This window comes from Saccharospirillum sp. HFRX-2 (assembly GCF_043196805.1).
Classification (GTDB): Bacteria; Pseudomonadota; Gammaproteobacteria; order Pseudomonadales; family Natronospirillaceae; genus Saccharospirillum.
The window spans coordinates 1-22,930 of sequence record NZ_JBEBMU010000010.1; the positions used below are offsets into that span (position 1 = coordinate 1).

At 52.4% G+C, this 22,930-nt stretch carries 27 protein-coding genes; 10 read left to right on the plus strand and 17 right to left on the minus strand.

Going from position 1 to position 22,930, the window contains the following annotated elements:
- The first annotated feature begins 144 nt into the window (after positions 1-144).
- Positions 145-930: a hypothetical protein gene (locus ABMA60_RS16385; RefSeq protein WP_392805319.1), complete on the plus strand. Its 786-nt coding sequence runs from the start codon at positions 145-147 to the stop codon at positions 928-930.
- 58 nt (positions 931-988) lie between these two features.
- Here the strand turns inward: ABMA60_RS16385 and ABMA60_RS16390 are convergent, their stop codons facing one another.
- Positions 989-1,453 carry a hypothetical protein gene (locus ABMA60_RS16390; RefSeq protein ID WP_392805322.1) on the minus strand — a complete coding sequence of 155 codons (465 nt, stop codon included), beginning with the start codon at positions 1,451-1,453 and terminating at the stop codon, positions 989-991.
- Positions 1,454-1,586: 133 nt separating this feature from the next.
- On the opposite strand from ABMA60_RS16390, the gene ABMA60_RS16395 reads away from it, so the two are divergent.
- From ABMA60_RS16395 to ABMA60_RS16410, 4 genes are read left to right on the plus strand one after another with little or no spacing between them, the layout of a single operon-like run.
- Positions 1,587-1,769: a hypothetical protein gene (locus ABMA60_RS16395; RefSeq protein WP_392805324.1), complete on the plus strand. Its 183-nt coding sequence runs from the start codon at positions 1,587-1,589 to the stop codon at positions 1,767-1,769.
- Between the two features lie 45 nt (positions 1,770-1,814).
- Positions 1,815-3,053 carry a glucose-1-phosphate adenylyltransferase gene (gene glgC / locus ABMA60_RS16400; RefSeq protein WP_392805327.1) on the plus strand — a complete coding sequence of 413 codons (1,239 nt, stop codon included), beginning with the start codon at positions 1,815-1,817 and terminating at the stop codon, positions 3,051-3,053.
- Positions 3,046-4,554: a glycogen synthase gene (locus ABMA60_RS16405; RefSeq protein ID WP_392805329.1), complete on the plus strand. Its 1,509-nt coding sequence runs from the start codon at positions 3,046-3,048 to the stop codon at positions 4,552-4,554. Before glgC ends, ABMA60_RS16405 begins: the two co-directional genes overlap by 8 nt.
- Before the next feature lie 35 nt (positions 4,555-4,589).
- Positions 4,590-5,285 carry a dienelactone hydrolase family protein gene (locus ABMA60_RS16410; protein WP_392805331.1) on the plus strand — a complete coding sequence of 232 codons (696 nt, stop codon included), beginning with the start codon at positions 4,590-4,592 and terminating at the stop codon, positions 5,283-5,285.
- A gap of 77 nt (positions 5,286-5,362) precedes the next feature.
- Here the strand turns inward: ABMA60_RS16410 and ABMA60_RS16415 are convergent, their stop codons facing one another.
- From ABMA60_RS16415 to tadA, 10 genes are all read right to left on the minus strand, one after another.
- A complete protein-coding gene (locus ABMA60_RS16415) occupies positions 5,363-6,019 on the minus strand; it encodes a tetratricopeptide repeat protein (RefSeq protein ID WP_392805334.1) in 657 nt (218 codons plus the stop codon).
- Between the two features lie 245 nt (positions 6,020-6,264).
- Complete coding sequence (locus ABMA60_RS16420) at positions 6,265-6,882, minus strand: MSMEG_1061 family FMN-dependent PPOX-type flavoprotein (protein ID WP_392805336.1); 618 nt, start codon at positions 6,880-6,882, stop codon at positions 6,265-6,267.
- A gap of 87 nt (positions 6,883-6,969) precedes the next feature.
- Entirely contained in the window at positions 6,970-7,809 is an 840-nt protein-coding gene (locus ABMA60_RS16425) for a hypothetical protein (RefSeq protein ID WP_392805339.1), read from the minus strand.
- Between the two features lie 79 nt (positions 7,810-7,888).
- Complete coding sequence (locus tag ABMA60_RS16430; protein ID WP_392805342.1) at positions 7,889-8,506, minus strand: class I SAM-dependent methyltransferase; 618 nt, start codon at positions 8,504-8,506, stop codon at positions 7,889-7,891.
- Complete coding sequence (locus ABMA60_RS16435; RefSeq protein WP_392805344.1) at positions 8,507-9,211, minus strand: HAD family hydrolase; 705 nt, start codon at positions 9,209-9,211, stop codon at positions 8,507-8,509. It lies immediately after the preceding gene.
- Positions 9,212-9,219: 8 nt separating this feature from the next.
- A complete protein-coding gene (locus ABMA60_RS16440; protein WP_392805347.1) occupies positions 9,220-9,717 on the minus strand; it encodes a GNAT family N-acetyltransferase in 498 nt (165 codons plus the stop codon).
- Positions 9,718-9,747: 30 nt separating this feature from the next.
- On the minus strand, positions 9,748-10,164 hold the full coding sequence (locus ABMA60_RS16445; RefSeq protein ID WP_392805350.1) for a GNAT family N-acetyltransferase: 417 nt from the start codon (positions 10,162-10,164) through the stop codon (positions 9,748-9,750).
- Positions 10,157-10,783: a LysE family translocator gene (locus ABMA60_RS16450; protein ID WP_392805353.1), complete on the minus strand. Its 627-nt coding sequence runs from the start codon at positions 10,781-10,783 to the stop codon at positions 10,157-10,159. The genes ABMA60_RS16445 and ABMA60_RS16450 overlap by 8 nt, the downstream gene beginning before the upstream one ends.
- A gap of 59 nt (positions 10,784-10,842) precedes the next feature.
- Complete coding sequence (locus tag ABMA60_RS16455; protein ID WP_392805356.1) at positions 10,843-12,039, minus strand: MFS transporter; 1,197 nt, start codon at positions 12,037-12,039, stop codon at positions 10,843-10,845.
- 37 nt (positions 12,040-12,076) lie between these two features.
- On the minus strand, positions 12,077-12,556 hold the full coding sequence (tadA, locus tag ABMA60_RS16460; RefSeq protein WP_392805358.1) for a tRNA adenosine(34) deaminase TadA: 480 nt from the start codon (positions 12,554-12,556) through the stop codon (positions 12,077-12,079).
- Positions 12,557-12,762: 206 nt separating this feature from the next.
- On the opposite strand from tadA, the gene yghU reads away from it, so the two are divergent.
- On the plus strand, positions 12,763-13,626 hold the full coding sequence (yghU, locus tag ABMA60_RS16465) for a glutathione-dependent disulfide-bond oxidoreductase (protein ID WP_392805360.1): 864 nt from the start codon (positions 12,763-12,765) through the stop codon (positions 13,624-13,626).
- 42 nt (positions 13,627-13,668) lie between these two features.
- On the opposite strand, the gene ABMA60_RS16470 is transcribed toward yghU, so the two are convergent.
- Positions 13,669-13,947, minus strand: coding sequence for a hypothetical protein (locus ABMA60_RS16470; protein ID WP_392805362.1), 279 nt, complete (start codon positions 13,945-13,947; stop codon positions 13,669-13,671).
- Between the two features lie 80 nt (positions 13,948-14,027).
- A complete protein-coding gene (locus ABMA60_RS16475; protein ID WP_392805366.1) occupies positions 14,028-14,438 on the minus strand; it encodes a hypothetical protein in 411 nt (136 codons plus the stop codon).
- A 206-nt stretch (positions 14,439-14,644) separates the two neighbouring features.
- Here ABMA60_RS16475 and ABMA60_RS16480 point away from each other — a divergent pair, with 206 nt between their 5' ends.
- Complete coding sequence (locus tag ABMA60_RS16480; RefSeq protein ID WP_392805368.1) at positions 14,645-14,932, plus strand: DUF3817 domain-containing protein; 288 nt, start codon at positions 14,645-14,647, stop codon at positions 14,930-14,932.
- A 3-nt stretch (positions 14,933-14,935) separates the two neighbouring features.
- Positions 14,936-15,337: a CopD family protein gene (locus ABMA60_RS16485; protein WP_392805370.1), complete on the plus strand. Its 402-nt coding sequence runs from the start codon at positions 14,936-14,938 to the stop codon at positions 15,335-15,337.
- A gap of 76 nt (positions 15,338-15,413) precedes the next feature.
- On the opposite strand, the gene ABMA60_RS16490 is transcribed toward ABMA60_RS16485, so the two are convergent.
- The gene (locus ABMA60_RS16490; RefSeq protein ID WP_392805373.1) at positions 15,414-16,307 is read right to left on the minus strand and encodes a LysR family transcriptional regulator; all 894 of its coding nucleotides are present in this window, start codon (positions 16,305-16,307) and stop codon (positions 15,414-15,416) included.
- A gap of 103 nt (positions 16,308-16,410) precedes the next feature.
- Here ABMA60_RS16490 and ABMA60_RS16495 point away from each other — a divergent pair, with 103 nt between their 5' ends.
- Positions 16,411-17,544 carry an FAD-dependent monooxygenase gene (locus ABMA60_RS16495; RefSeq protein ID WP_392805376.1) on the plus strand — a complete coding sequence of 378 codons (1,134 nt, stop codon included), beginning with the start codon at positions 16,411-16,413 and terminating at the stop codon, positions 17,542-17,544.
- A gap of 90 nt (positions 17,545-17,634) precedes the next feature.
- On the opposite strand, the gene ABMA60_RS16500 is transcribed toward ABMA60_RS16495, so the two are convergent.
- Positions 17,635-18,504: an aldo/keto reductase family oxidoreductase gene (locus ABMA60_RS16500; protein ID WP_392805378.1), complete on the minus strand. Its 870-nt coding sequence runs from the start codon at positions 18,502-18,504 to the stop codon at positions 17,635-17,637.
- 98 nt (positions 18,505-18,602) lie between these two features.
- Here ABMA60_RS16500 and ABMA60_RS16505 point away from each other — a divergent pair, with 98 nt between their 5' ends.
- Entirely contained in the window at positions 18,603-19,508 is a 906-nt protein-coding gene (locus ABMA60_RS16505) for a LysR family transcriptional regulator (protein ID WP_392805381.1), read from the plus strand.
- A gap of 83 nt (positions 19,509-19,591) precedes the next feature.
- Here the strand turns inward: ABMA60_RS16505 and guaA are convergent, their stop codons facing one another.
- Both guaA and guaB read right to left on the minus strand, forming a co-directional pair.
- Positions 19,592-21,181 carry a glutamine-hydrolyzing GMP synthase gene (gene guaA / locus ABMA60_RS16510; protein ID WP_392805384.1) on the minus strand — a complete coding sequence of 530 codons (1,590 nt, stop codon included), beginning with the start codon at positions 21,179-21,181 and terminating at the stop codon, positions 19,592-19,594.
- Between the two features lie 143 nt (positions 21,182-21,324).
- Positions 21,325-22,794 (minus strand): IMP dehydrogenase, encoded by a 1,470-nt coding sequence (guaB, locus tag ABMA60_RS16515; RefSeq protein WP_392805387.1) that lies wholly within the window; start codon positions 22,792-22,794, stop codon positions 21,325-21,327.
- Between the last annotated feature and the right edge of the window lie 136 nt (positions 22,795-22,930).

A 22,930-nucleotide genomic window follows, 5' to 3' on the forward strand; every position in this document is an offset into this window, starting at 1 on the left:
AATCAGCAGGCGGCGAACTTTAAGGACGCCTCTTTTAACTGTCAAGCGCCGGTTTTGCCGGGCTCGGCGACACCCTATTTTTGCATTACACTGAATAGTGCATGAAAGGAACAAACCGTTCCTTTCACGATGATGGAACGGTTCATGGGCATCGATATAAAGGTTTTGCTCTCCATAGCGGCGGTCATCATGGTCGTTGTGATGCTGGTGGCCATGATGATTACCCAGGGTCGCCATCGTCATCAGGCCGCTGTTCGTGAGCAACTGCAAAACCTCAACACCCAGTTCCGCAAACTGAATAACGTCTTACGCAGTCTGCCCGAAGGTTACCTGTCGGCCGAATTACGCGACTTTATTTATCAAGCCTTGCTGCAAAACTTACGGGCACAGGTGAAATTAAAGCCCGATCAGGAAAAATATCTGATCAGCGATTACGAACAGCTCACCACCGAGCGTGCCCAAGCCAAACTGCATCCCCCCAAGGCAACGATCCCGAATTTATCACCCGAAGAAATCAACCTGCATCGTCACACTCTTAAAGCCTTATTCCTGTTTATCAAACGCAACTACGAAACCGGCCACATGGATAAGGCAGCCGCAGAAAAGATGCTCGCTCAGGTGGAAATAAAGCTGGTAGAGACGGCGGTTCGCTTCTTTGGTTCACGCGGCGAGCAGTGCGTGAACAGCAAAAATTATCAAGAAGCCTGCCGGGCTTTCCAAAAAGGTATGGACACCATCACCGCCTCTCGCCATGCCGGCGCTTTTAAGCAAGAAGAAATGGCACTGCGCAATCAACTCAATAGTACCAAGCAGGAGTGGCAGGAATATCGCACTCAGCTGTCTTCAACCCAGGCCGAGAAACTGGCCGAAGGCATGGAATCCATGGTGGAAGATCAGGAAAGCTGGAAGAAGAAGAACGTTTACGATTGATCCCAGGCGAAGCAGACCGGTTTCAGCAACAGCTCAAACCGGTCATCGAGATCAACCATCAGTTGTTCATATTACGCGGCTGCAGACTGAATTCCATCGGTGCCGACAACCGCAGCTCACCGACCTGTTCCGTACTCAGGCGATAGCGACCACAGCTGCCATTCTCATTCTGACACTCTCCCAGGTCGACAATTTCGGCCTGCGGCTGAGCCTCGAGAATGCGATGATCCTCGGTAATGCAGATCATCTTGCCGGGGGTTAATACCGCCCCGGACTGCCCCAGATCCACCTCAACTGACAGCAGACAATAATCCGGCAAGGGTTCACTCAGGGCGCCTTCAGGGCTGCCCGCATCCTCGGGATGGACTGTCACAGTCGTGGTTTCAGTCAGTGTTTGGTCGACCAACGGCGATAGCTGCAACCGGGCTTGCGGTTGGACGGTTAATACAACCTCGGCAGCCAGAACAGGGGTGGTGATAGCACAGCACAACAGACTCAGAATCAGACCCAGACGGGTTTTCATAACGGACCTCAACTGACTAAACGATAAAACCGTCAGCAGTTTACCAGAACTCGCCAGCAGTTCCCTTGCCATTTCGGAATCAACCGGTACACAATGCGATCCATCTCCTGAACAGCGCAATCCAAACACCATCATGAACAAGCGTCTGATCTTCTTCCTGCTGGCGGTCGTGGCCTTTGTGGCAGCGCTGGTCTATTTTGAGCAACAGCGACAAGCGCCCTGGAATTCGCCGGTCTTTTTCAGCAAAGTGACGAACCCAGCCTTGTTCGAACGCTCCTTGTCGAATGCTGGCGAGCCGCAAAACCGCATCGCCTGATTTGTCCTGGCGCTGCGCCTGAACGACTAACCAGAAGGAACGGCTATGTCCGGCATACTGTCCATGATCTTAGCCGGCGGTGAAGGCACACGCCTGGCACCTCTCACCTCGGTCCGCGCCAAACCGGCGGTACCCTTTGGTGGCAATTACCGCATCATCGACTTTGTGCTCAATAACTTCGTCAACTCTGATCTGCTGCAGATCTTTGTGTTAACGCAGTTCAAATCCCATTCATTAATGAAACACATGAGCCGGCGCTGGCGCGTCACCGGCCTGACCAACCGTTTTATCGACCCCATTCCCGCCCAGATGCAGATGGGCAAACACTGGTACCAGGGCACCGCCGATGCCATCTACCAGAATATCGATCTGGTGGAAGGGCTGGATCCGGAAATCGTCTGCGTCTTTGGTGGCGATCACATCTATAAAATGGATGTGCGCCAGATGATCGAATTTCATCGCAGCCACGATGACGCCCGCCTGACGGTCGCGGCCATTCCAGTGCCCGTCGAGCAGGCCGATCAATTCGGCATTATTGAAATCGACGAAAACCATAAGATGATCGGTTTCCAGGAAAAGCCCAAGTCCAACCCCAAAACCATTCCCGGTCGACCGGGCTGGGTATTGGCGAGCATGGGCAACTATGTGTTCGAGGCCGACACCCTGGTCGGCAGCCTGCGCGCCGACGCCGAACGTACCGATTCGATTCACGACTTCGGCCACAACATCATCCCCGAGTTGTTCGAAGCCGGGGTGGTTTATGTCTACGATTTTTCCACCAACAGCATCCGCGGCGAAGCCGAACACACCAGCGGTTACTGGCGCGATGTTGGCACCATCGACTCACTGTTCGAAGCCAATATGGATTTACTGGCAGTCACGCCGCCGATTGATCTGTACAACCGTCACTGGCCGTTGCGTTCGCATCATCCGGCGGTGCCACCGGCCAAGTTCGTGCACGACGAAGCCAACCGTACCGGCCAGGCGATCAGTTCGATGATTTCCGGTGGCTGCATCATTTCCGGCGGCAGCGTGCATCAATCGATCCTCGGTCATAACAGCCATATTCACAGCTACACCACCGTCGAAGACAGTGTGCTGATGGGCGGTAATGACATCGGCCGCGGCTGTCGCATTCGTCGCGCCATTCTCGATAAAAACGTCACCGTTGCACCAGGCACCGTCATCGGTGAAAACCCGGAACAGGACCGCCAGCGCTTCCACGTCTCGCCCGGTGGCGTTGTCGTCATTCCCAAGGGCGCGCGTGTAGGCTTTGATGACTGAACCGCTGAGAATTCTGGTTGTTGCTTCTGAAGTCGAAGGACTGGTCAAAACCGGCGGTCTCGCCGACGTCGCCCGCGCCCTGCCCGCCTGCTTAAAAGCCATGGGCCACGATGTCAAAGTGGTCATGCCTGCCTACGAGCGCATCCGCGAACACTGGCGCGACTGGCCAGCCCAGCCAATCAACTTGCCGTTGAGTCAAGCCGAACGCCACACCATCCAGGCGCGCACCGGTGACAACGACGGCCTGCCGATGGTGCTGATCGAGCATCCAGAAAGCTTTGAACGAGCCGGTGTTTACGACGATGGTTATCATGCCTTTGACGACAACCCGCGTCGTTTCGCCATCCTCAGCAAGGGCGCGCTGCAATGGTGTCTGGTCAACGACTGGCAACCCGATATCGTGCACCTGAACGACTGGCAAAGCGCGCTCGGTGCTTACTACCTGGCCGAGCACTTCAAAGATGAACCCTTCTTTGCTCAGACACGCAGCCTGCTAACCTTACATAACGGTGCTTATCAGGGCCATGCCGATGCCAGTTGGCTGCAACCTCTGGGCATCGAAGCTCGCTATTTCCGTGAAGATATCTTCGAAGATTACGGCCGCATCAATCTGCTCAAAGGCGGTATCCATTTTGCCGATGGCCTCAATGCAGTCAGTCCCGGCTACGCCGAAGAACTGGTGACCGATCTCGGCGGTCACGGTCTGGGTCGGTTTTTTCGCGCTCGCCAGCAAGACCTGATCGGCATCCTTAATGGCTGCGACTATGGCCAGTGGTCACCCGAAACCGACCCCAATATTGCCGCTCATTTCCACAACATCGATGAACCTGGTAAAGCGCTTTGCAAAGCCGCCCTGCAACAGGAATTCGGCTTGGCCGAACGCCCGGTGCCGCTGCTGGTGTCCATCAGCCGACTCACCGATCAAAAAGGCTTTCATCTGTTAATACCGGCCCTGGAAGAGATATTAAAAGAGGCCGATATTCAGGTTATTCTGCTCGGCTCCGGCGACGCCGAACTGGCAGCGCGTTTGCACAGCCTTGAGCAACGTTTTCCACTGAAAGTTCGCTTCGTTGAAGGTTACGACATGGCCCTGTCGCATCGTCTGGAAGCCGGCGGTGATGCGTTTTTGATGCCCTCTTTATTCGAACCCTGTGGGCTGAACCAGATCTACAGCCAGCGCTATGGCACCCTGCCTCTGGTGCGCGAAGTTGGCGGTCTGAAAAATACGGTCACCGCCTTGAACGACACAGCGACCAACCACAATAACGCTACTGGCTTTAGTTTTTTGGAACCGAACTCGGTCACCCTGCAACAGGCACTTGAACAACTGATCAGTGTCTTTTCCCAGCAGCCGGAGGTCTGGCAACAAATGCAACGCAATGCCATGGCACAACGTTTCGAGTGGCTCGATTCGGCGCAGGTCTATGTCGATTTCTACCGACTGCTGCTGAACAAACCTCGCGTCAATTCAACCGCTGAAAATCATTCAACCCCGCGTTAAACCAATAACACTGACATCCTGATGGAGGCTTTATCATGAATGCATCCTGGATCGATATTCCCAGCCGCGACGGCCAACAATTTCAAGGTTATCTATCACTGCCACCGACCGGCAGCGGCCCCGGCATTGTCTTGCTGCAGGAAATCTGGGGCGTGAATCATCATATTCGAACCGTAGCCGATCAATTTGCTTTATCGGGCTATACCGTCCTGGCACCGGATGTATTTTGGCGCATCGAACCGCGCATCGATTTAGAGTACAACGAGGCAGGCAATGAAAAAGCATTTGGTCTGGCGAAAAGTGTTGACCGCGACCAGGCCACACTCGATGTCGCCGATGCCGTCGATTGTTTAAAAGCGCGTAATGAAGTGACTGGCAAAACAGCCGTGCTGGGTTTTTGCCTGGGTGGCCAACTGGCCTTCCGCGCCGCTGCGACTGGCAAACCCGATGCTGCCGTTTGTTATTACGGGGGCAAAACCGTCGACTATCTGGATGAAGCCAAGCAGATTAACGTACCCATTCAGTTCCACCATGGTGGTCAGGATGGCAGTATTCCAGCTGATGCAGTCGCTGCCATAAAAGCCGCTTTTAGTGGTAAAAACATCGCCGAATTTTTTGACTATCCCGATGCCGGTCACGGCTTTAACTGTTGGGGGCGTTCGCTGTACAACCAGAAAGCTTCAGCGCTGGCACACGGGCGCAGTTTGGAGTTTTTGGCTAAGCATTTATAGCGCAATGCAGTCCTGAAATTTAAATGATCTTCAAAACGAAAAAGCCGCTCATCTGAGCGGCTTGATTCAGCAACGTCCTAGTGTCCACTGTGGTGAGCGAGACTGTCATACAGGGCTGACAACTCATCTCGCTCCCTACGAAGAATCGCTGGCTCCTTGACTGCATACCCCTGCAATTGCCAGGCACGTCTCAGTTGCTGGGCGACCTTGGGTTGACACATTTCGGGAAGTCGCTCCAGTGCCTGAGTGAAACAATCAATAGCTTCGGCTGCCCGACCATCATTCAGAAGCAGCTTCCCCAAACTGAACCAGGCATCTCCCTGATCCGGAGCATGCGCAAGGGCCATCCGGTACTCGGCAATCGCTTCATCAAGATGGCCGGCATCGTTCAGCGCTTGCGCGAGATTAAATCGAGCGAGAAAAAAGCGCGGCCGTTTGCGTACAAAACGACTTAGCACTTCAATAGCTTCCTCATTTCGACCCAAGCGATTAAGTATGTCGCCATAATTAATACTCACTGCCGGTACCTGAGAGTAATCCTTAGACAGGATTTTAAGTTGCATTAATGCCTTTTCCAGCTCATTTAATTGCGACAACACCAACGCATAGTGGAGTCGTATTTCAGGATCATCTGGATAACTGTTAATCAGCGGTACTAATAGCTTACTGGCCCGTTCGAACTCGCCGCCGTCAATCGCCTTATTAATGACTTGCAAAGAGGCAATCATTGCCATCGTTCTCTCCTTCCTTGCCATAAACATCCATGTGTTTGAACACAAGGGAGTCAAAACCCTGTGCCACAAGGCTGGAGATTAACGATCAAGCGATTGAATAAGCGTTTGAATCAGGGAAGAAAAAAGCAACTAAATTGCAAATTTGTGAACCAGTCAGCGATTACGATTGCGAAGAAATTAAACTCTCATCAGCAGTGTCTATATTTTGTGATCCAGTATTCATTTTCAAAGAAATGAAACCCGGTCTAAAGCTCCTCTGTGTAATTGGTTTCCAAATAATCACTGACAGCTTCGACTTTCATAGATCGAAGATTTGAAAAATACTGACGTACCAAGGTCTCGGCCTCAGCGCTATAAGTTGAAACCTGCCACAGACCAGAGCGAACTAAAGCTTTACCACAATGAAAGAAAGCTTCCTCAACCTTAACCACTGTTGCCAACAGTGCAGCTTTGCCATCCGCAGCCAGCTCTGCTAACAAGTCAGGATCTCGATTTAAATGAGCCCGACCATTAACTCTTAACGTTTCACGGGTACCGGGAATCATAAAAATCAGACTGATCGAACCGGTCTGAAGAATATTATGGAACCCAAATGCCAGCCGGTTTCCCTTACGTTCCGGTATAACCAGAGTATGGTCATCCAATACACGAACAAAACCCGGAGCATCCCCTTTTGGTGATACATCCACTTGCATCTGAGCATCGCAGGTCGCAACCAGAGCGAAAGGTGAGCGGGCAATAAACTGACTGAACTGCTCAGTTAATAAAGCCTCGACTTTATCGGGTACGGCCGAGCTGGGTGGCGCAATAACGTCTCTGAGATCTTCCTCGTTACGGACATCATATTCACTTCTGATATTCACCACGACACTCTCCTATAAGCAATACAATCCTAAAGCAATACAATTCCGCCGCTTGTAAACAGTCTTGGTTTTATGGAAGCTCGACGATCAATAACGACCGAATCGTTCCAGCAACCGATTTAAGCGAGCGGTATTATCGAAAAAGCTACTGCCGCTGCGTTCACCAACCCGAATTGATGTCGCCATTAAATAAAAACCCAGACGCATTTCGTGCTCTTCCGGGCTGTGCGCTGGGCCGTGCTGCAAGTCGCTGTCAATGTTTAATAGGAACTGATCCAGGCGATCATCTTCAGCCTGAGTAAAGGCCAATAAATCGTCGTAGCTATCGATGTCACTTTCATCGAGAAGATCATCCAGAACCTTATCCAGGCGCCCGTTATAACGGTAATTGTAGGCGGCTTTCTCGACTGAATAAGCATTGAATTCACTCGCCTCCGGCAGCGCGCCATCAGCAAATAATTCATTAAAGCCATGCATTAATTCGTGAGTCATAAAGACGCCGGCAAAAGCCGGAGAAATACGATTCGGCCGCACTGTTACCGCAGTCAGATTAGCCTGCTGTCCAGTCTGCAAGGTTGGTCCCGCCTGAGCCAGGCTGGGATGGTTTTCTTCCAAAAACAGAATCCACAGACCTTCGGTATGGCCATCGGTGGCGGCAATAATCTGACCATCGGCCTGGATATAGCCCCAAAACAAATGCGGGTAAAGGTTCTGATCGATGGCCTGAATTAAAGAAGCATCTTCCTGCTCGGCAGCATCCGGTACCGGCACCGAACCCATAACCTGAGCCAGACTGCGTTCATAAACAGCTTTGGCTTCCACCCAATCAGCAAAGGTCTCCGACTGCGGTACCTCATAGGTGGCCTGACCGGCGCAACCAGCCAGCAATGACAACAGCAACAACGAAAAGGCAGTGCGTGCGAGCATCGCTCGACTCTCCATGCATTCAACAGGGCCTTGACCATAGCACAGTCGCAATAAGCTCCACCATTGAGCGCAGCCCGGTTCAGCGCTTTATCGCCAGAACCTGATGAGTATGCCAGTGTTTATCAAAGCCCAGCCGAGTAGTGCCAATCTCGTTCTGTTCTTTATAGGTGTGAATCCGGAATGCGCCGAACAAAGACAGCACCCGAGCTTTGCTTAATGGGCAGGTTGGCAACCGATAACCCTGTGCCCAGTCATCTTCTGGCCCCAGAAAATGGCCAACAAAGACGCCACCGGGTTTTATGGCAGAGCTGAGATTGCCCCAAGCCAAATCAAAACACTCCGGTTCACAGAAAAACAAACTGGAGAATGCGATCACCAATCCTGCTTCAGGATAGTCGTAGGTCTCAAACCGGTCTTGTTCAATACAGAAGCCAGACTCGCTGGCAAAGCGTTCGTTACAGATGCGTACGGCTTCAGCACTGCCATCGTAAGCAGCCACCTGGTAGCCCAGATCGAGCAACGCAGCTGAGTCATTACCCGCACCACAACCAACATCAACGGCGCGATTAAGCCTTGATTGGTTCAGTTTAGCCGCCACCGTGACAACCGGGTTCGATGGTTTATTCAGCGACTTCTGCAGATACGGTTGCCAGGGATCAGACCTGGGCACCCGGTGAGTCCGGCTTGAATCAGCCATTTAATTATTCCCTTCGAGCCTGTCGATAATACCTAACACTTCATCGAGCCGATCAACGGTTAGCGTGTCTTCCGGTAACTTTTGTCCACCATGAAAGCCTCTGAGCCAGATGGACTGCATCCCGGCATTGTTCGCCCCTTTTATATCGTTAATGGGATGATCACCAATATAGCAACACTGTTCCGGTAAATACCCAGCGTGCGCTATAGCTTTATGAAATATGGCTACCGATGGTTTACTGACCCCAGCTGCTTGCGAGCTGGTCACCCGCTCTATCAAGGTATTCAACCGAGTTGACTCAAGAGTGCGATGTCGGCTTTTATCGGAACCGTTAGAAATAACGGCTAAATAATATCCATGGCTATAAAGCTGAGTCAGCAACGAAAAAGCACCCGGCATTTCTACCGAGCACAACGGAAATTCATAACGCCAATAGGTTTCTATATCACCTACCGAAGGCGGTAAACGCCACAACAACTTTTCGAAGAGAGCTGTCGAAATAGCGTCTGCCAAACTGTTAAATCCAGAATCCGGGGATAAATAACCACCGCCGTCATGTTCTTTGATTAAGGATGCTATTTTGGCGGCATCGGTCGCCTTAAGTTGATCGATGAAGTTAACAACGAACCTCTCAGCAAATCGGTCAATACTGCTGTTTCTATCAACCAGCGTATTATCCAGATCGAAAAAAACCGCTTTGATCATGCACCTGCCTAGTCCGCTGGATCAGCCAACCATTTATACATCACCAACGCATCGACCAACCCCAGCGTGGGATGATTGAAAGCGCGCGGTAAACGACCGACGGTTTCGAAACCCAGTTTGTTCCATAACCGTACGGCACCGTCATTACTGGCAGCGACAAAATTGAACTGCATCGCCAGATAACCCAAATCTCGGGCGATCTGTTGCGAGTGCTGGCATAACTCAGTCGCCAGGCCCCGGCCGCGAGCGGCGGGCGACACCATATAGCCGCAGTTACAGACGTGACTGCCCGGCCCGGCCTGATTGGTCTTCAAATAGTAGGTCGCCAGGATGTCACCCTTGTCGTCTTCATAGACAAAGGTTTTGCGCGGCAACGCCATCCATAGCTGATAGGCCTGATCGCGAGGGGTATCGGTGGCATAACCATAGGTTTCGCCGGCACCAACAATGGTTTCAAAAATGGGCCAGATGGCGTCAAAATCGTTTGCGGTTGCTTCGCGAATCAAGAGCCCTCCTTAATATTAAGTATCGCTCTGCTAGCGTTGTTTTCTTAATTCATACACAAAGGGTGAATACCCCAATTTTTGGTAGAAACCCAATACTCGATCGTTGTTTGCCAGAACTTCCAAATGCATTGGTTTGCCGGGTGTAGCCATAGCCTCCACGCGCTCCAAAAGCCGTCGGCCATGACCATGTCGACGCTGGTCTGACACTACGTAGAGTTGACGGACATAATTTCGATCGGGCTGCAGAGCAAACAAGCAATAACCAATCATTCGCTCGCCTTCGAAGGCGGCTAAACATTGATAGTCACCCGCCAGCCATTGCTGCATCCGGTGAGCCAGCTGCACCAGATTTAACAGCGTCGTGCTGCCTTCTTCCGCGATCAACATCTGGTTCAACAACGCCAGCTCCGTTGCGTAGCTGGCACCAACGGAGATGATCTCAATCATTAATCCGACTCACCCAAAGCTTGAGGCCAGCGAAGGCAAAAAAGCCAGCAAAAACCGCATCGAAAAAACGACGCGATTGATCGTAACCACGGCGTATTTTGGCGTTGGAAAATAAAACAGCGTAACCAAAAAATACCACAGCATTGGTGCAGCTGATGACAGCAATCACACTGAGTAACGAAATTACCGCTGTGTTCGGGCTGAGCATCAATGAATAGAGCGCGCCGAAAAACAACACCGCTTTGGGATTGGTCAGGTGGATCAGCAAACCGCGCCGATAGGCCGCCAGCAGTGCTCCCTGGGAAGCAACAGGCGTCACCGGCATGGATGCTTGCAACATCGAACGAAACGAGCGGTAAGACAGATACAGCAGATAGCCTGCGCCCAGATAACGAAATATTTCGAACAGCCAGGCATTGGCCAGCATGATGGCGCTCAAGCCGAAGGCGGCGGATACCGACCAGACCAGGGAGCCGCTCCAGATGCCAGCGGCCACGGCCAAAGCGCGTGGCCGGCCACCACTGAGAGCGGTACTGGAAATTGCCAGTGTCGCTGGACCTGGGCTGGCGCAGGCAATCAGAGCAGCGGAAATGATCAACCAGTAATGGATGTCGGCCATATCACCCTCGTCACGACCGTGAGTTGAACAATGAGTCCACTATATCGCGGCGAACTGTGTTAGGCATCCTGGCGCGCAGATTCGGTCGCGCTGTCCTGACCTCGAATGGCACCAAAGGCAAAAAACGCAATCAGGGTGGCAATGGCGGTACTGGCTGCACCCGTCCAATAGACGGCACCGGCTCCGGTCCACAACCAACCAGACAGCAGGTTGCCAACAATCAGTCCAACACCCATGCCGGTTGCCACATAGAGCCCCTGCCCCAAGCCCTGGCGGCTGGGCGGAAACAACCGGCCGACACGATGAATGGCGACCGAGTGAATCACACCAAACGTCAGCGCATGTAACATCTGGGTGAAGAAAACCAGCGCAAAACTGTTATCGACCATTGCCAACAATGACCAGCGCAATACCGTGGCGATCAGCGCCGTCAGCAATAAGAAACGTTCGGTAAAACGTTGAAACCAGGAGCCGATCACCAAGAAAATGGCAATCTCTGTCGCGGTACCAAAGCTGATCAAAAAGCCGATGGTGCTGGCACTGAAATCACGCGCTTTTAAAAACAGGTCGAAGAAGGTGTTGTAGGGAGCGATGCCGATCTGCCAAAAAAACACCACCGCCAGCAAAACACTGACCTGACGCCAGTCGATGTACTGAGTCTCGCCGGCGCGAATGGCGTTGCGCTGAGCGGAATTCAGGCGGGTCTCGGCTGGAATCAACAGCGTGGTCAGCCACATCAGGCCACAGAGCACCACGCCAATCACCGGCAAGATGGTGACCGGCAGATAATCCAGCGCAATACCCAGCAACCAGACAATGATGACGTAACCAACCGAACCCCATAACCGGACCTGGCCATAGCGGGCTTTATCAGGCCCGAGCACGGTCATGGCCAAGCCTTCCATCTGCGGTAATACCGCCGATAAAAAAATGCCGAACAAACCGAATACGCCGAGGTACCAATAAAAACCGGTGCCAAACAAGGTCAGCAAATAAAACAGCCCCATCATGACAAAGCCGAAGCGGATCATCGGCAATCGCCGCCCGGTGCGATCGGTAATTAGGCTGAACAGAAACGGGGCGAATACATTGACGCCAAAAACCAACGCCGAAATAACACCAATCTGCGGGGCGGTCAGTCCTCGGGCATCCAGAAATCGCGCCAGATAAGGAAACACCACGCCAAAGAGGGTGAAATAGCAGGCGTACATTGGCGACAAGCGCCAGGCTTTCTGTTGAAAGGTTAATTCAGGCATTGGGCTTCTCAGTACTTAACATCGAGGTGCTCAACCATCAGCCAGCACTCTTTTTCAGCGCTTTTTGTCGCGCACGACGTTCGGCAAAAAAACGCGACATTAATTCAGCGCATTCGTCTTCCAGCACACCGCCGACAACCTCCAGGCGGTGGTTATAGGGTCCGGAATCAAACAGCTGCAGGTTGGAACGCACGGCACCGCTTTTGGGTTCAGTGGTACCATAGACCAAACGTTCAATACGACTGTGCACCAACAAACCAGCGCACATGGTGCAGGGTTCGACCGTCACATAGAGCGTAGCGCCACTGAGCCGATAATTGCCCACAGCTTGAGCGGCCTTGCGGATGGCGACCATTTCGGCGTGCGCACTGGGGTCGAGCCGGCCGATGGGTTCATTGAAACCCTCGGCGACCACCTGGCCATCATGGACCACCACCGCGCCCACCGGCACTTCACCGGCGGCAAAGGCTTGCTGCGCTTGCGCCAGCGCCAGGCGCATAAAGTGGGTGTCGTCCATCGACCTGCCCTCCCGTGAAAAAGGCCGCTATCATACAGCAGCCCTCAGACCAGTTCAGCCGGCGGCTTCGCAACAAGGTTAGCTTAGCGGAAACGCAGCGTATCACTGTTGCATCGGTTGCCCAGCCGCTGGCACTGGGTCAGGATGAGGAACTTCTATCAAGCTGATGGATCTATCCAGACGCCACCCACCTTGAGGACCTTGTTGTGACTGATTACACCCCACCCAAAGTGTGGACCTGGGACAACGCCAACGGCGGTGAGTTCGCCAGCATCAACCGACCCATCGCCGGCCCGACGCACGATAAACAGTTACCGATTGGCAAACACCCTTTACAACTCTATTCGCTGGCCACGCCCAACGGCCAGAAAGTCACCATCCTGCTGGAAGAATTGCTGGCCCTCGGCCACAGTGATGCGGAGTACGACGCCTGGCTGATCAAAATTAATGAAGGTGACCAGTTCAGCAGCGGCTTTGTTGAGGTCAATCCGAACTCCAAAATTCCGGCACTGATGGATCACTCTGGTGACAACCCCATTCGAGTATTCGAATCTGGCTCAATCCTGCTCTATCTGGCCGAGAAATTCGGCGAGTTCGTGCCGACAGAACCCGGTGCTGCACGCGCTGAATGCCTGAACTGGCTGTTCTGGCAGATGGGCAGCGCCCCCTATTTGGGTGGCGGCTTTGGCCATTTTTATCATTACGCGCCAGTGAAAATTCAATACGCGATCGACCGCTTCGCCATGGAAACCAAACGTCAATTAGATGTGCTCGACCGGCAACTGGCCGAGCGCGATTACATCGCCGGCGACGACTACAGCATTGCCGACATCGCCATCTTTCCCTGGTACGGCAGCTTGGTGAAATTCGACTCCTACGGCAGCTCCGAATTTTTATCCGTTCACGAATACAAACATGTTCAACGCTGGGCCGATGAAATTCTCAAACGTCCAGCAGTACAGCGTGGACGGATGGTGAATCGAGTGATCGGTGAACCGTCAGAACAGTTGCACGAGCGCCATAATGCCAGTGATTTCAAGACCAAGACACAGGACAAGCTGGCCGATTAAAGCGCTATCACCAGCCTTTCACGGGCGGCGTTTATGCCGCCCTTATCGATTGCCCCAGATTTTAGCCACGGCATTGTCCGACCCCAGAGTTGCAACAATCAACAATGTCAGTGACACACCAAGAAAGACGATGATGGGAATTAGCGCACCCAGACTACCGACATAATAGGCAAACCAGGCCGCCACTATAGTCAGTACAAAAAACAAGATGCTGACGCCAAGAAGAATGGTGCGATGAGACGGGTTGTAATTCACCGCCGGCTCATCCGTTTCGAAAATTTTCAGGATGGGATTGCACAGCTGTCTTAGTTTATCTTTCATTCGAAGTTCCAGGCTTCTATTCAACTCATTCACTTCAGTTTGACATAAAGCTTGAAGCAATACTTGGGTAACCTAGCCACTCACTGTTGGAACTCATAGTGCTTATGAAAACAATCGGCCAGTCCATCATATAACTTAATATAGTTGCCATGACTGCTGAACTCGATGTAACGAGGCAGAATCGATCTGCCATCCATTTTCTGGCTTAGTATTTTAATGCTATCCGCTGGCAGCCAAAGCTTCATACCTCCAAAAATAGGCATTGCTCTAACAACAAACCCATTGTCAAAGACCACTAACTTCACGCAACCGCTGAATTTTGGACCATTTACATAAGCAGTACCCCAGCCGCTCTCATCCTTGGGGACGCCAATACCATCAGGTAGATCTTTGGTCATTCCGGTGAGCTTAGGAATGAATTTCATGGCCATTAACCAGGTAATAAGCATCACCGTGGATCCTGCAATCAGGATATAAACCTCAGTCGTCATTTAGCTGAACCCGTGGTAAGCGAACCGGTCGTTTAGCATACACTTTTTGCGGGTCGGCAATTATCCAGAGAACTCCGCTACTGTTCTCTCAATTCGAAAGCATGGATGGATATCCAATATATCGGCAATGAAACTGACTTTTGGTACGGGCTATCGGCTTGAAAGTTTGGCATTCTAATGCGCATATTTCTCACTCTGAAGTTGTTATGACAGACACCCCTCTACGCTGGGCTAATCTGGCCGAAGCCGCCACACTTGTGCTGTTGTTCTGTGTTGCCATGCCATTAAAATACATGGTGGGACTCCCCATCGCCGTCAGCATTGTCGGTTCTATTCATGGTATCTGCTTCTTGCTATTTATCTTCGTGCTGATGCGCGCTTTATTTATGCGCACTATCAGCATCGTCTATAGTTTGGCATTAATCGTTGGCGCTTTTATTCCCTTCGGTGGTTTTATCAACGACTATTGGATGCGCAAACGACAGGAGGCCTAAACCATGCTCTACCTGCTCACCAAAAGCCTGCACATTCTCGTCGTCATTGTCTGGATATCCGGCATGGTGGCCTTGGCACTGGGTTTACTACGACCCGCTAAGGCTCATTTAGAGTTACTCAGTGCCTGGGACAAAAAAGTCACTACACCGGCCATGGCGCTGGTATGGGTACTGGGCTTGATCCTGGTTTACTGGGGCGGCTGGTTCGGCGCCACCTGGGTTTGGGTGAAGCTGGCTGCTGTGTTTGTGTTGTCTGGCATGCACGGCATGTTAAGCGGGCAAGCACGAAGAATGCTGAATAAGGACGACCTTGAGTCCATTCAAAGTCATGTTAAGCCAGTATTATTAGCCATGCTGGTATTGATGGCTTTAGCAATATTTATGGTTGAGACCAAGCTGTATTAAGATCCATCAAGGCCCCTAAATACTTATTGATAAAGCCATATGTAAGGCGCTAATAAGACCATTTTATTAAATGGGCCTAAGGGTAATGATGCTGAATGGCAGTCTGAAGATGCTCCACAAACGCCTTCACTTTTGCCAGTGGGTACTTACGACCCGAATAAAAAGCGTACAAAACCAAATCTTCCGGCTCATCTGCTAACTCGTCTACTTTAATTAAAGCCCCTTCTTCAAATTCGTTTCGGCAGGCTTCCCAAGGAAGGATTGCAAAACCTAAACCTTTGAGTGCCGCAGCCTTCGCCATTTGTCCGCTGTTCACTTTGTAAGAAGATGTCACATCAACAGCGCCTGCTCCTTTGAATTTCCACGGCATACCCTGCAACACGGATAAGCTGGTAATGCAGGGGAGTTTGCTGAGTTCAGTCGTTGAAGCAGGCAGTGAGTATCGATTTAAAAGACCAGGAGACACCACCACACAGCTAGGCCAGCGAATCAGTTCTCTAGCGACCCACCCTGAATCTTCCACGGGTCCACGGCCAAAGCGAATCACCAGATCAAAGCCCTCTAGTAACCCCTCTTCGGGATCCAGCCGGGTGTCGCAACTGAGTTGAATCCTTGGATGCTTATGGCAGAACTCGGCCATGGCCTCAGCCAAAAACGGCAAGTCCGGTGTAATAACTTTCAAGTGCCCTGAAATGGCATGGCCATCTTGATGGACCTCTTGCAGCACATCCTCCATGGCAACCAGCAGTGGCGAAAGGTTGTGGTAAAGCAGATTACCAGCTTCCGTCGCCACCATTTTTCGCGTCGTACGCTCTAATAATCGAACATTAAGCGCTTGCTCCAGCAAAGCGACATGTCGACTCACATTCGATTTTGGGATCTGCCGCAGCTCAGCGGCTTGCTTAAAGCTCAGTTGCTCATAGACTTTCTGAAAGCTCAGCAGCCATTGCAATTCGATGTTATCCAGCACAACTGTCTCACCAAATGGGATTAACAAACCAAAAATAGCATATATATCCTATTTAATGGTTTTGTAATCATCAGTTTTCCTGTGAGCCGTTAGGAATATTCAGATGAGCACAGTTAAACAGTTGGCCATTATCGGTGCTGGTGTGGCGGGCTTGGCGTTGGCAATTTTTGCCAGAAAAGCAGGCATCAAGGTCACCTTATTCGAGAGAAGCAGCAACTATTCCTCGATCGGTGCTGGCGTTACCTTATGGCCGAATGCCAGCTTTGTGATCAAACAATTGGGTTTAATGGATCAACTGATCCAAGCCGGGGGCCAGCCAAGTTTCACATGTCAGTTTGACCGGCAAAATAACCAACAAGCTGAGTTTAGTATTGCAACGCTGGATTCGATTTGTGGCTTTCCAACGGTGTGCATATTGCGCGAAGATTTAATCCGATTGCTGGCAGAAAAAACAGAGACGCTGGGCGCAACAATTCACTTCAATAAAACCATAAATACTCAGGACATTACTCAACTGCAGCAAGATTTTGATCTGGTAGTTGGCTGTGATGGACGTATGCGTTCTGCTGCTCGCGAGTGTCTATACAAAGAGCCTGTACCCGCTCAATATCAAGGCTTTATTAACATCATCGGCATTAGCAAGATAGACCTCGCGCCACTGCGAAAAACAATTCATGACTATCGCCACAACACAGAACGTTTTGGCATCGTTCCCGTTGCCAAACAATATTGCTACTGGGCAGCGGCCTGGCCCTGTGAACTTGATAGATCCAGATCGCAACATGACTGGTTTGACGAAATGCAGCAACGTTTTCAGCATTGGCCAGACAAAGTTCAACAGGTACTCAATAGCTACCAGCCAGACAGTTTAAAACGCATCTTTGTCCATGATCTCGATCCACTGCCCTATTGGCACAAGGAGAACCTTCTTATTATCGGCGATGCGGCGCACGCCCCCTTGCCCACATCCGGACAAGGAGCCAGTCAAGCCCTTGAAGATGCTTGGCACTTGTCTCAATTACTCAGTACGGACAAACAACTGGATATAATTTTGAAACAGCTTTACGAGACCCGAATCCATAAAACCACCAGCGCACAACAAATAGGCAGGCAGGTCGCCAAACAATTATTTAGCCAGGAATCCTCGAGCAAAATACTTCCAGCCAATAGAACTGCCTCGAGCATTTCAGCACAACAACTGAGCGATCTTTATATGCAAGGATTACGTGTATCTTAGATGGAAGATGATGACTGGTTAGAGGCTTGGACTTATATAAAAGCCCCATCAATTTGCTGACAGGGCACCAGGCAATCCTCACTTAATACGTTATTGAGCGGTGATCGCATTCAGTTTTTCAACGGCACTGCTAGGCAACTCTAGCTTGGCCGCTGCCAGATTATCGTGCAGATGGGCCGTTGAAGACGTACCGGGAATCAACAGAATGTTGTCCGAACGCTGCAGCAACCAGGCCAAGGCGACTTGCATGGGCGTTGCCGCCATCTCGTCGGCGACCTGTTGCAAGGCGTTAGACTGCAATGGTGAAAAACCACCCAGCGGGAAGAATGGCACAAAGGCAATGTCCTGCTCAGCTAACCAATCAATCAGCGCATCATCGTTCCGGTGCACCAGATTGTATTGGTTCTGTACGCAGACAATCGGAGCAATATGTTGTGCTTCAGCCACTTGAGTGGCGGTCACATTACTCAACCCCAGATGCGCAATGAGCCCTTGCTGTTGCAACTTCGCCAGTACCGAAAACGCTTCGGCAATGGAGCCTTCAGCCGGCCCTTCCGCGGATAACATGACGCGCAGATTCACCACGTCCAGTTGCTCCACGCCCAGATTAGTTAGGTTGTCGTGCACTGCCTGAATCAATTCCTGTTCGGAAAACGCAGGCAACCAGTTGCCCTTGTCATCTCGTTTAGCGCCTATTTTGGTGACCAAGGTCAACGACTCCGCATAGGGGTGCAAGGCTTCACGAATCAGTTGATTGGTGATGTGCGGACCGTAAAAATTCGAGGTATCAATGTGGTTTACCCCGGCCGTAACGGCCGCCTTCAACACCGCCAAGGCTTGTTGGCGATCCTCGGGTGGCCCGAACACACCGGGGCCAGCCAACTGCATAGCGCCATAGCCCATGCGATAGACCGACTTATCACCCAACATAAATCGTCCGGCTTGCTGTACGTCACTCATCGTTTAACTCCTGTGTAGTGGACGATGGCTAGCCTACTGCGTACCCTTTTGTGCGACAATTAGATCAAATCAGAACAGCCTGTACGGTATTCAGCACAATGAATGCAGACCTCAACGATCTCAAAGCCTTTGTTGCCGTAGCCAATGCACGCGGTTTTCGCGAAGCCGCACGGACCAGCAACATCAGTGCATCCCGACTCAGCGATGCCGTTCGGCGCTTGGAGAGCCGCCTCGGTGTCCGGCTGCTTCACCGCACCACTCGCTCGGTTGTGCCCACCGCCGCCGGTGCTGCCTTGCTGACCCGAATGGAACCTGTGATGTCCGAACTGGACTCGGCGTTGGACGACATCAACCTTTACCGCGACACACCTGCCGGCAAACTGCGACTGAACGTTCCGGTCAGTGCCACCAAGCTGATTCTGACCAAAGTGGTGCCCGAGTTTTTAGCAACTTACCCGGATATCGAACTGGAGGTTGAAGCCGACAGCAATGTCATGAATATTTTCGACGCTGGATTCGATGCCGGCATTCGTTACGACGAACACCTCGAACAAGATATGATTGCCGTTCCCATCGGCCCCAGAGTGCAACGTTATGCCACCGCCGCAGCGCCTTCGTTGCTGGCGCGACTGGGCGAACCAAAGGAGCCTGCCGACCTGCTGAATTTCCCCTGTATTTTAGGAAAATTTCATTCCGGCATTGCCGACAGTTGGGAATTCGAGCGCGATGGTCATGCAGTTTATGTCAAACCCACAGGCCCTTTAGTCGTCAGCATTGGTGGTGCTGTGGATGTCGGAGTACAAGCGGCCATTGCCGGCACCGGGGTGATCACCCTGTTCGAAGAATGGCTGCAACCTCATCTCGATTCCGGCGAGTTGGTGCCCATTCTGGAACCCTGGTGGCTGTCGTTCAGCGGACCCTTTCTATATTACTCAGGTCGGCGACTGGTGCCGACCCCACTGCGTGCCTTCGTCGACTTTATTCGGCAGCAAACTGAAGATTGAACGCCTGTTTTTTTGAGCGTTTTTACTGATAAAAAACACTCTGCGTTAATCAAAAAGGGCGGCTACTCAGCCGCCCTTTTTAGTTATTCCCACTCAATCGTCGCCGGCGGCTTACCAGAAATATCATAGGTGACGCGGGATACGCCGCTGATCTCATTAATGATACGACTGGAAACACGGCCCAATAATTCATAAGGCAGATGCGCCCAGCGGGCGGTCATAAAGTCGATGGTTTCCACCGCTCGCACGGCAATCACCCATTCGTAACGTCGGCCGTCGCCGACTACACCGACCGAGCGTACTGGCAGGAATACCGCAAACGCCTGAGAGACTTTGTGGTACCAGTCAGCCTTGTGCAGCTCTTCGATAAAGATGGCATCGGCTTCACGCAGCAGGTCGGCGTATTCTTTTTTTACTTCGCCGAGGATGCGCACACCCAGCCCCGGACCCGGGAACGGATGACGGTAGACCATGTCGTAATGCAGGCCGAGTTCGAGGCCGATTTTACGCACTTCGTCTTTGAACAATTCACGCAGCGGCTCGACTAATTCCAGCTTCATGTCGTCCGGCAGACCACCGACGTTATGGTGCGATTTGATAACGTGCGCTTTGCCGGTTTTGGACGCGGCGGACTCGATAACATCAGGGTAAATCGTGCCCTGAGCCAGGAAGTCGACGTCTTGCAATTTAGTCGCTTCTTCATCGAAGACTTCAATAAATTGATGACCGATGATTTTGCGTTTCTTCTCTGGATCGGCTTCGCCTTTGAGTGCATTCAAGAAGCGCTCTTCGGCATTGACACGAATAACTTTTACGCCCATATGTTCGGCGAAGGTCGCCATCACCTGGTCGCCCTCGCCTTTGCGCAGTAGGCCGTTGTCGACGAATACACAGATCAGCTGATCGCCAATGGCCTGATGCAACAGCGCCGCAACAACGGACGAATCAACACCACCAGACAAGCCCAGCAACACCTTGCGGTTGCCGACCTGTTCGCGCACCCGTGCGGTCATATCTTCGATAATATTGGCGGCGGTCCAGAGCGCATCACAACCACAGATGGTGCGGGTAAAACGCTCAAGAATTTCCAGACCTTTTAAGGTGTGAGTCACTTCCGGGTGGAACTGAATACCGTAGAAACGACGGCTGTCGTCAGCCATACCGGCAATTGGGCATGACGGCGTCGAAGCCATCAACTGGAAGCCTTCGGGCATGGCGCTGACTTTGTCACCGTGGCTCATCCACACATCGAGCATGGCTTTGCCAGCGTTGTTGCCACCTGAGTCACGATCGCTGAAACCGTCGAGCAGTTTGCCAGCGTTATCGACCTGCACTTCAGCGTAACCGAATTCCTGTTCTTTAGAACCGATCACCGAGCCGCCCAGCTGTTCGGCCATGGTCTGCATGCCGTAGCAGATACCCAACACAGGCACGCCGAAATCAAAAACGCGCTGCGGTGCGCGCGGTGATTGATCGGCATGCACCGATTCCGGTCCACCGGACAGAATAATGCCGTGCGGGTTAAAGGCATCGATGTCTTCGGCGGTCATCTCGTAGGTGTGGATTTCACAGTAGACACCAATTTCGCGCACGCGGCGGGCAATCAATTGGGTGTACTGCGAACCAAAGTCGAGAATCAGAATTTTCTGGGCGTGAATATCAACTTGAGTCATGGCGGCGTTCCAGCAGTCAGACGAAGAAAACGGTTATACCGAGCGGCTTATCCGCTGCGGCTGATCATGCGTTTGGCACCCTCTTGGCGCCGATAAAACAAAGACACCGGCCTAAGCCGGTGTCGGAAATCGCTCACGCCATCTTAAGCCAGACGGTAGTTGGGCGCTTCCTTAGTGATCTGCACATCGTGCACGTGGCTTTCTTTAATTCCCGCGCCGGTGATCTGTACAAACTCGGGCTTGGTGCGCATCTCTTCGATAGTGCGGCAGCCAGTGTAACCCATGGAGGCGCGCAGTCCGCCCATCAGCTGATGCACCACCGCATGCAGCGGACCTTTAACGTTGATGCGGCCTTCAATGCCTTCCGGCACCAGCTTCTCGACACCGCTTTCCACGGTCTGGAAGTAGCGATCGGAAGAACCCTGAGTCTGGCCCATGGCACCAACCGAGCCCATGCCACGATAGCTTTTGTAAGCGCGGCCCTGGAACAGTTCGACTTCACCGGGCGATTCATCGGTACCGGCAAACATGGAACCGGCCATGATCACTGAAGCGCCAGCGACAATGGCTTTGGCAATATCACCGGAAAAACGGATGCCGCCATCGGCGATCACCGGAATGCCTTTGCCCGACAATTCAGTGGCCACATCGGCCACGGCGGATATTTGCGGTACACCGACGCCGGCGACAATACGAGTGGTGCAGATAGAGCCCGGACCGATACCGACTTTGACACCGTCTGCGCCGGCTTCAGCCAGATCGCGAGCGGCGGCGGCGGTGGCGATATTGCCGCCAATCACATCCACTTGCGGATAGTTTTCTTTTACCCAACGCACCCGGTCGATTACACCTTTAGAGTGGCCGTGGGCGGTATCGACAACAATGACATCGACGCCGGCACGCACCAGGGCATCGACGCGGTCCGGCGTTTCCGGGCCAGTACCGACAGCGGCACCCACACGCAGACGGCCATCGCTGTCTTTGCAGGCATTGGGGTAAGCCTGGGCTTTATTGATGTCTTTAACGGTCATCAGACCGCGCAGCCGGAAGTCGTCGTCGACCACCAGCACTTTTTCGATGCGATGTTCGTGCAACAGCTGACGCACCTGATCCGGCGCGACGCCTTCCTTGACGGTCACCAGTTGATCGCGCGGTGTCATCACTGTTTCGATGCGGGCATCGAGGTTCTTTTCAAAGCGCACATCGCGGCTGGTAACGATGCCGACCAGATCGTCGCCATCCATCACCGGCACGCCGGAAATATTGTTTTCGCCTGTCAGCGCCAGCAGTTCGCGAACCGCCGCATTCTGTTGAATGGTGATCGGATCGCGCACCACCCCAGCTTCGAACTTCTTCACCAAGCGCACCTGCTGCGCCTGCTGTTCGATACCCATGCTTTTATGAATGATGCCGATGCCGCCTTCCTGCGCCATGGCGATGGCCAGGCGAGCTTCGGTGACGGTGTCCATGGCGGCGGACATCAGCGGAATGTTCAGGCTGATATTACGGGTCAGTTGGGTTTTGAGCGTGACATCCTTGGGCAGGACCTCGGAAAAACCGGGCACGAGCAGGACATCATCGAAAGTGAGAGCGGTTTGGGCGATGCGCAACATGGACTTCCCTCCGGGCGAAGTGGGAATGGCGGTTGCCAGCAGAGACAGCAGCAACCTAAGTTGGCGCGGCATTATAACCAGTTTTGACTTCGAGCAAAGTTTTATGCTCAAATCGCCGGTTTATATAGGCTGCCCC

Bases quoted from the DNA above. Each gene is read 5' to 3' on its own strand.
- ABMA60_RS16475 (WP_392805366.1), bottom strand. From the start codon at position 14,438: ATGACGACTGAGGTTTATATCCTGATTGCAGGATCCACGGTGATGCTT.
- guaB (WP_392805387.1), bottom strand. From the start codon at position 22,794: ATGTTGCGCATCGCCCAAACCGCTCTCACTTTCGATGATGTCCTGCTC.
- ABMA60_RS16390 (WP_392805322.1), bottom strand. From the start codon at position 1,453: ATGAAAACCCGTCTGGGTCTGATTCTGAGTCTGTTGTGCTGTGCTATC.
- ABMA60_RS16425 (WP_392805339.1), bottom strand. From the start codon at position 7,809: ATGCTCGCACGCACTGCCTTTTCGTTGTTGCTGTTGTCATTGCTGGCT.
- ABMA60_RS16410 (WP_392805331.1), top strand. From the start codon at position 4,590: ATGAATGCATCCTGGATCGATATTCCCAGCCGCGACGGCCAACAATTT.
- ABMA60_RS16470 (WP_392805362.1), bottom strand. From the start codon at position 13,947: ATGAAAGATAAACTAAGACAGCTGTGCAATCCCATCCTGAAAATTTTC.
- ABMA60_RS16415 (WP_392805334.1), bottom strand. From the start codon at position 6,019: ATGGCAATGATTGCCTCTTTGCAAGTCATTAATAAGGCGATTGACGGC.
- ABMA60_RS16505 (WP_392805381.1), top strand. From the start codon at position 18,603: ATGAATGCAGACCTCAACGATCTCAAAGCCTTTGTTGCCGTAGCCAAT.
- ABMA60_RS16435 (WP_392805344.1), bottom strand. From the start codon at position 9,211: ATGATCAAAGCGGTTTTTTTCGATCTGGATAATACGCTGGTTGATAGA.
- tadA (WP_392805358.1), bottom strand. From the start codon at position 12,556: ATGGACGACACCCACTTTATGCGCCTGGCGCTGGCGCAAGCGCAGCAA.
- ABMA60_RS16495 (WP_392805376.1), top strand. From the start codon at position 16,411: ATGAGCACAGTTAAACAGTTGGCCATTATCGGTGCTGGTGTGGCGGGC.
- ABMA60_RS16455 (WP_392805356.1), bottom strand. From the start codon at position 12,039: ATGCCTGAATTAACCTTTCAACAGAAAGCCTGGCGCTTGTCGCCAATG.
- guaA (WP_392805384.1), bottom strand. From the start codon at position 21,181: ATGACTCAAGTTGATATTCACGCCCAGAAAATTCTGATTCTCGACTTT.
- ABMA60_RS16430 (WP_392805342.1), bottom strand. From the start codon at position 8,506: ATGGCTGATTCAAGCCGGACTCACCGGGTGCCCAGGTCTGATCCCTGG.
- ABMA60_RS16480 (WP_392805368.1), top strand. From the start codon at position 14,645: ATGACAGACACCCCTCTACGCTGGGCTAATCTGGCCGAAGCCGCCACA.
- ABMA60_RS16450 (WP_392805353.1), bottom strand. From the start codon at position 10,783: ATGGCCGACATCCATTACTGGTTGATCATTTCCGCTGCTCTGATTGCC.
- ABMA60_RS16445 (WP_392805350.1), bottom strand. From the start codon at position 10,164: ATGATTGAGATCATCTCCGTTGGTGCCAGCTACGCAACGGAGCTGGCG.
- ABMA60_RS16500 (WP_392805378.1), bottom strand. From the start codon at position 18,504: ATGAGTGACGTACAGCAAGCCGGACGATTTATGTTGGGTGATAAGTCG.
- ABMA60_RS16485 (WP_392805370.1), top strand. From the start codon at position 14,936: ATGCTCTACCTGCTCACCAAAAGCCTGCACATTCTCGTCGTCATTGTC.
- ABMA60_RS16385 (WP_392805319.1), top strand. From the start codon at position 145: ATGGGCATCGATATAAAGGTTTTGCTCTCCATAGCGGCGGTCATCATG.
- ABMA60_RS16405 (WP_392805329.1), top strand. From the start codon at position 3,046: ATGACTGAACCGCTGAGAATTCTGGTTGTTGCTTCTGAAGTCGAAGGA.
- ABMA60_RS16395 (WP_392805324.1), top strand. From the start codon at position 1,587: ATGAACAAGCGTCTGATCTTCTTCCTGCTGGCGGTCGTGGCCTTTGTG.
- glgC (WP_392805327.1), top strand. From the start codon at position 1,815: ATGTCCGGCATACTGTCCATGATCTTAGCCGGCGGTGAAGGCACACGC.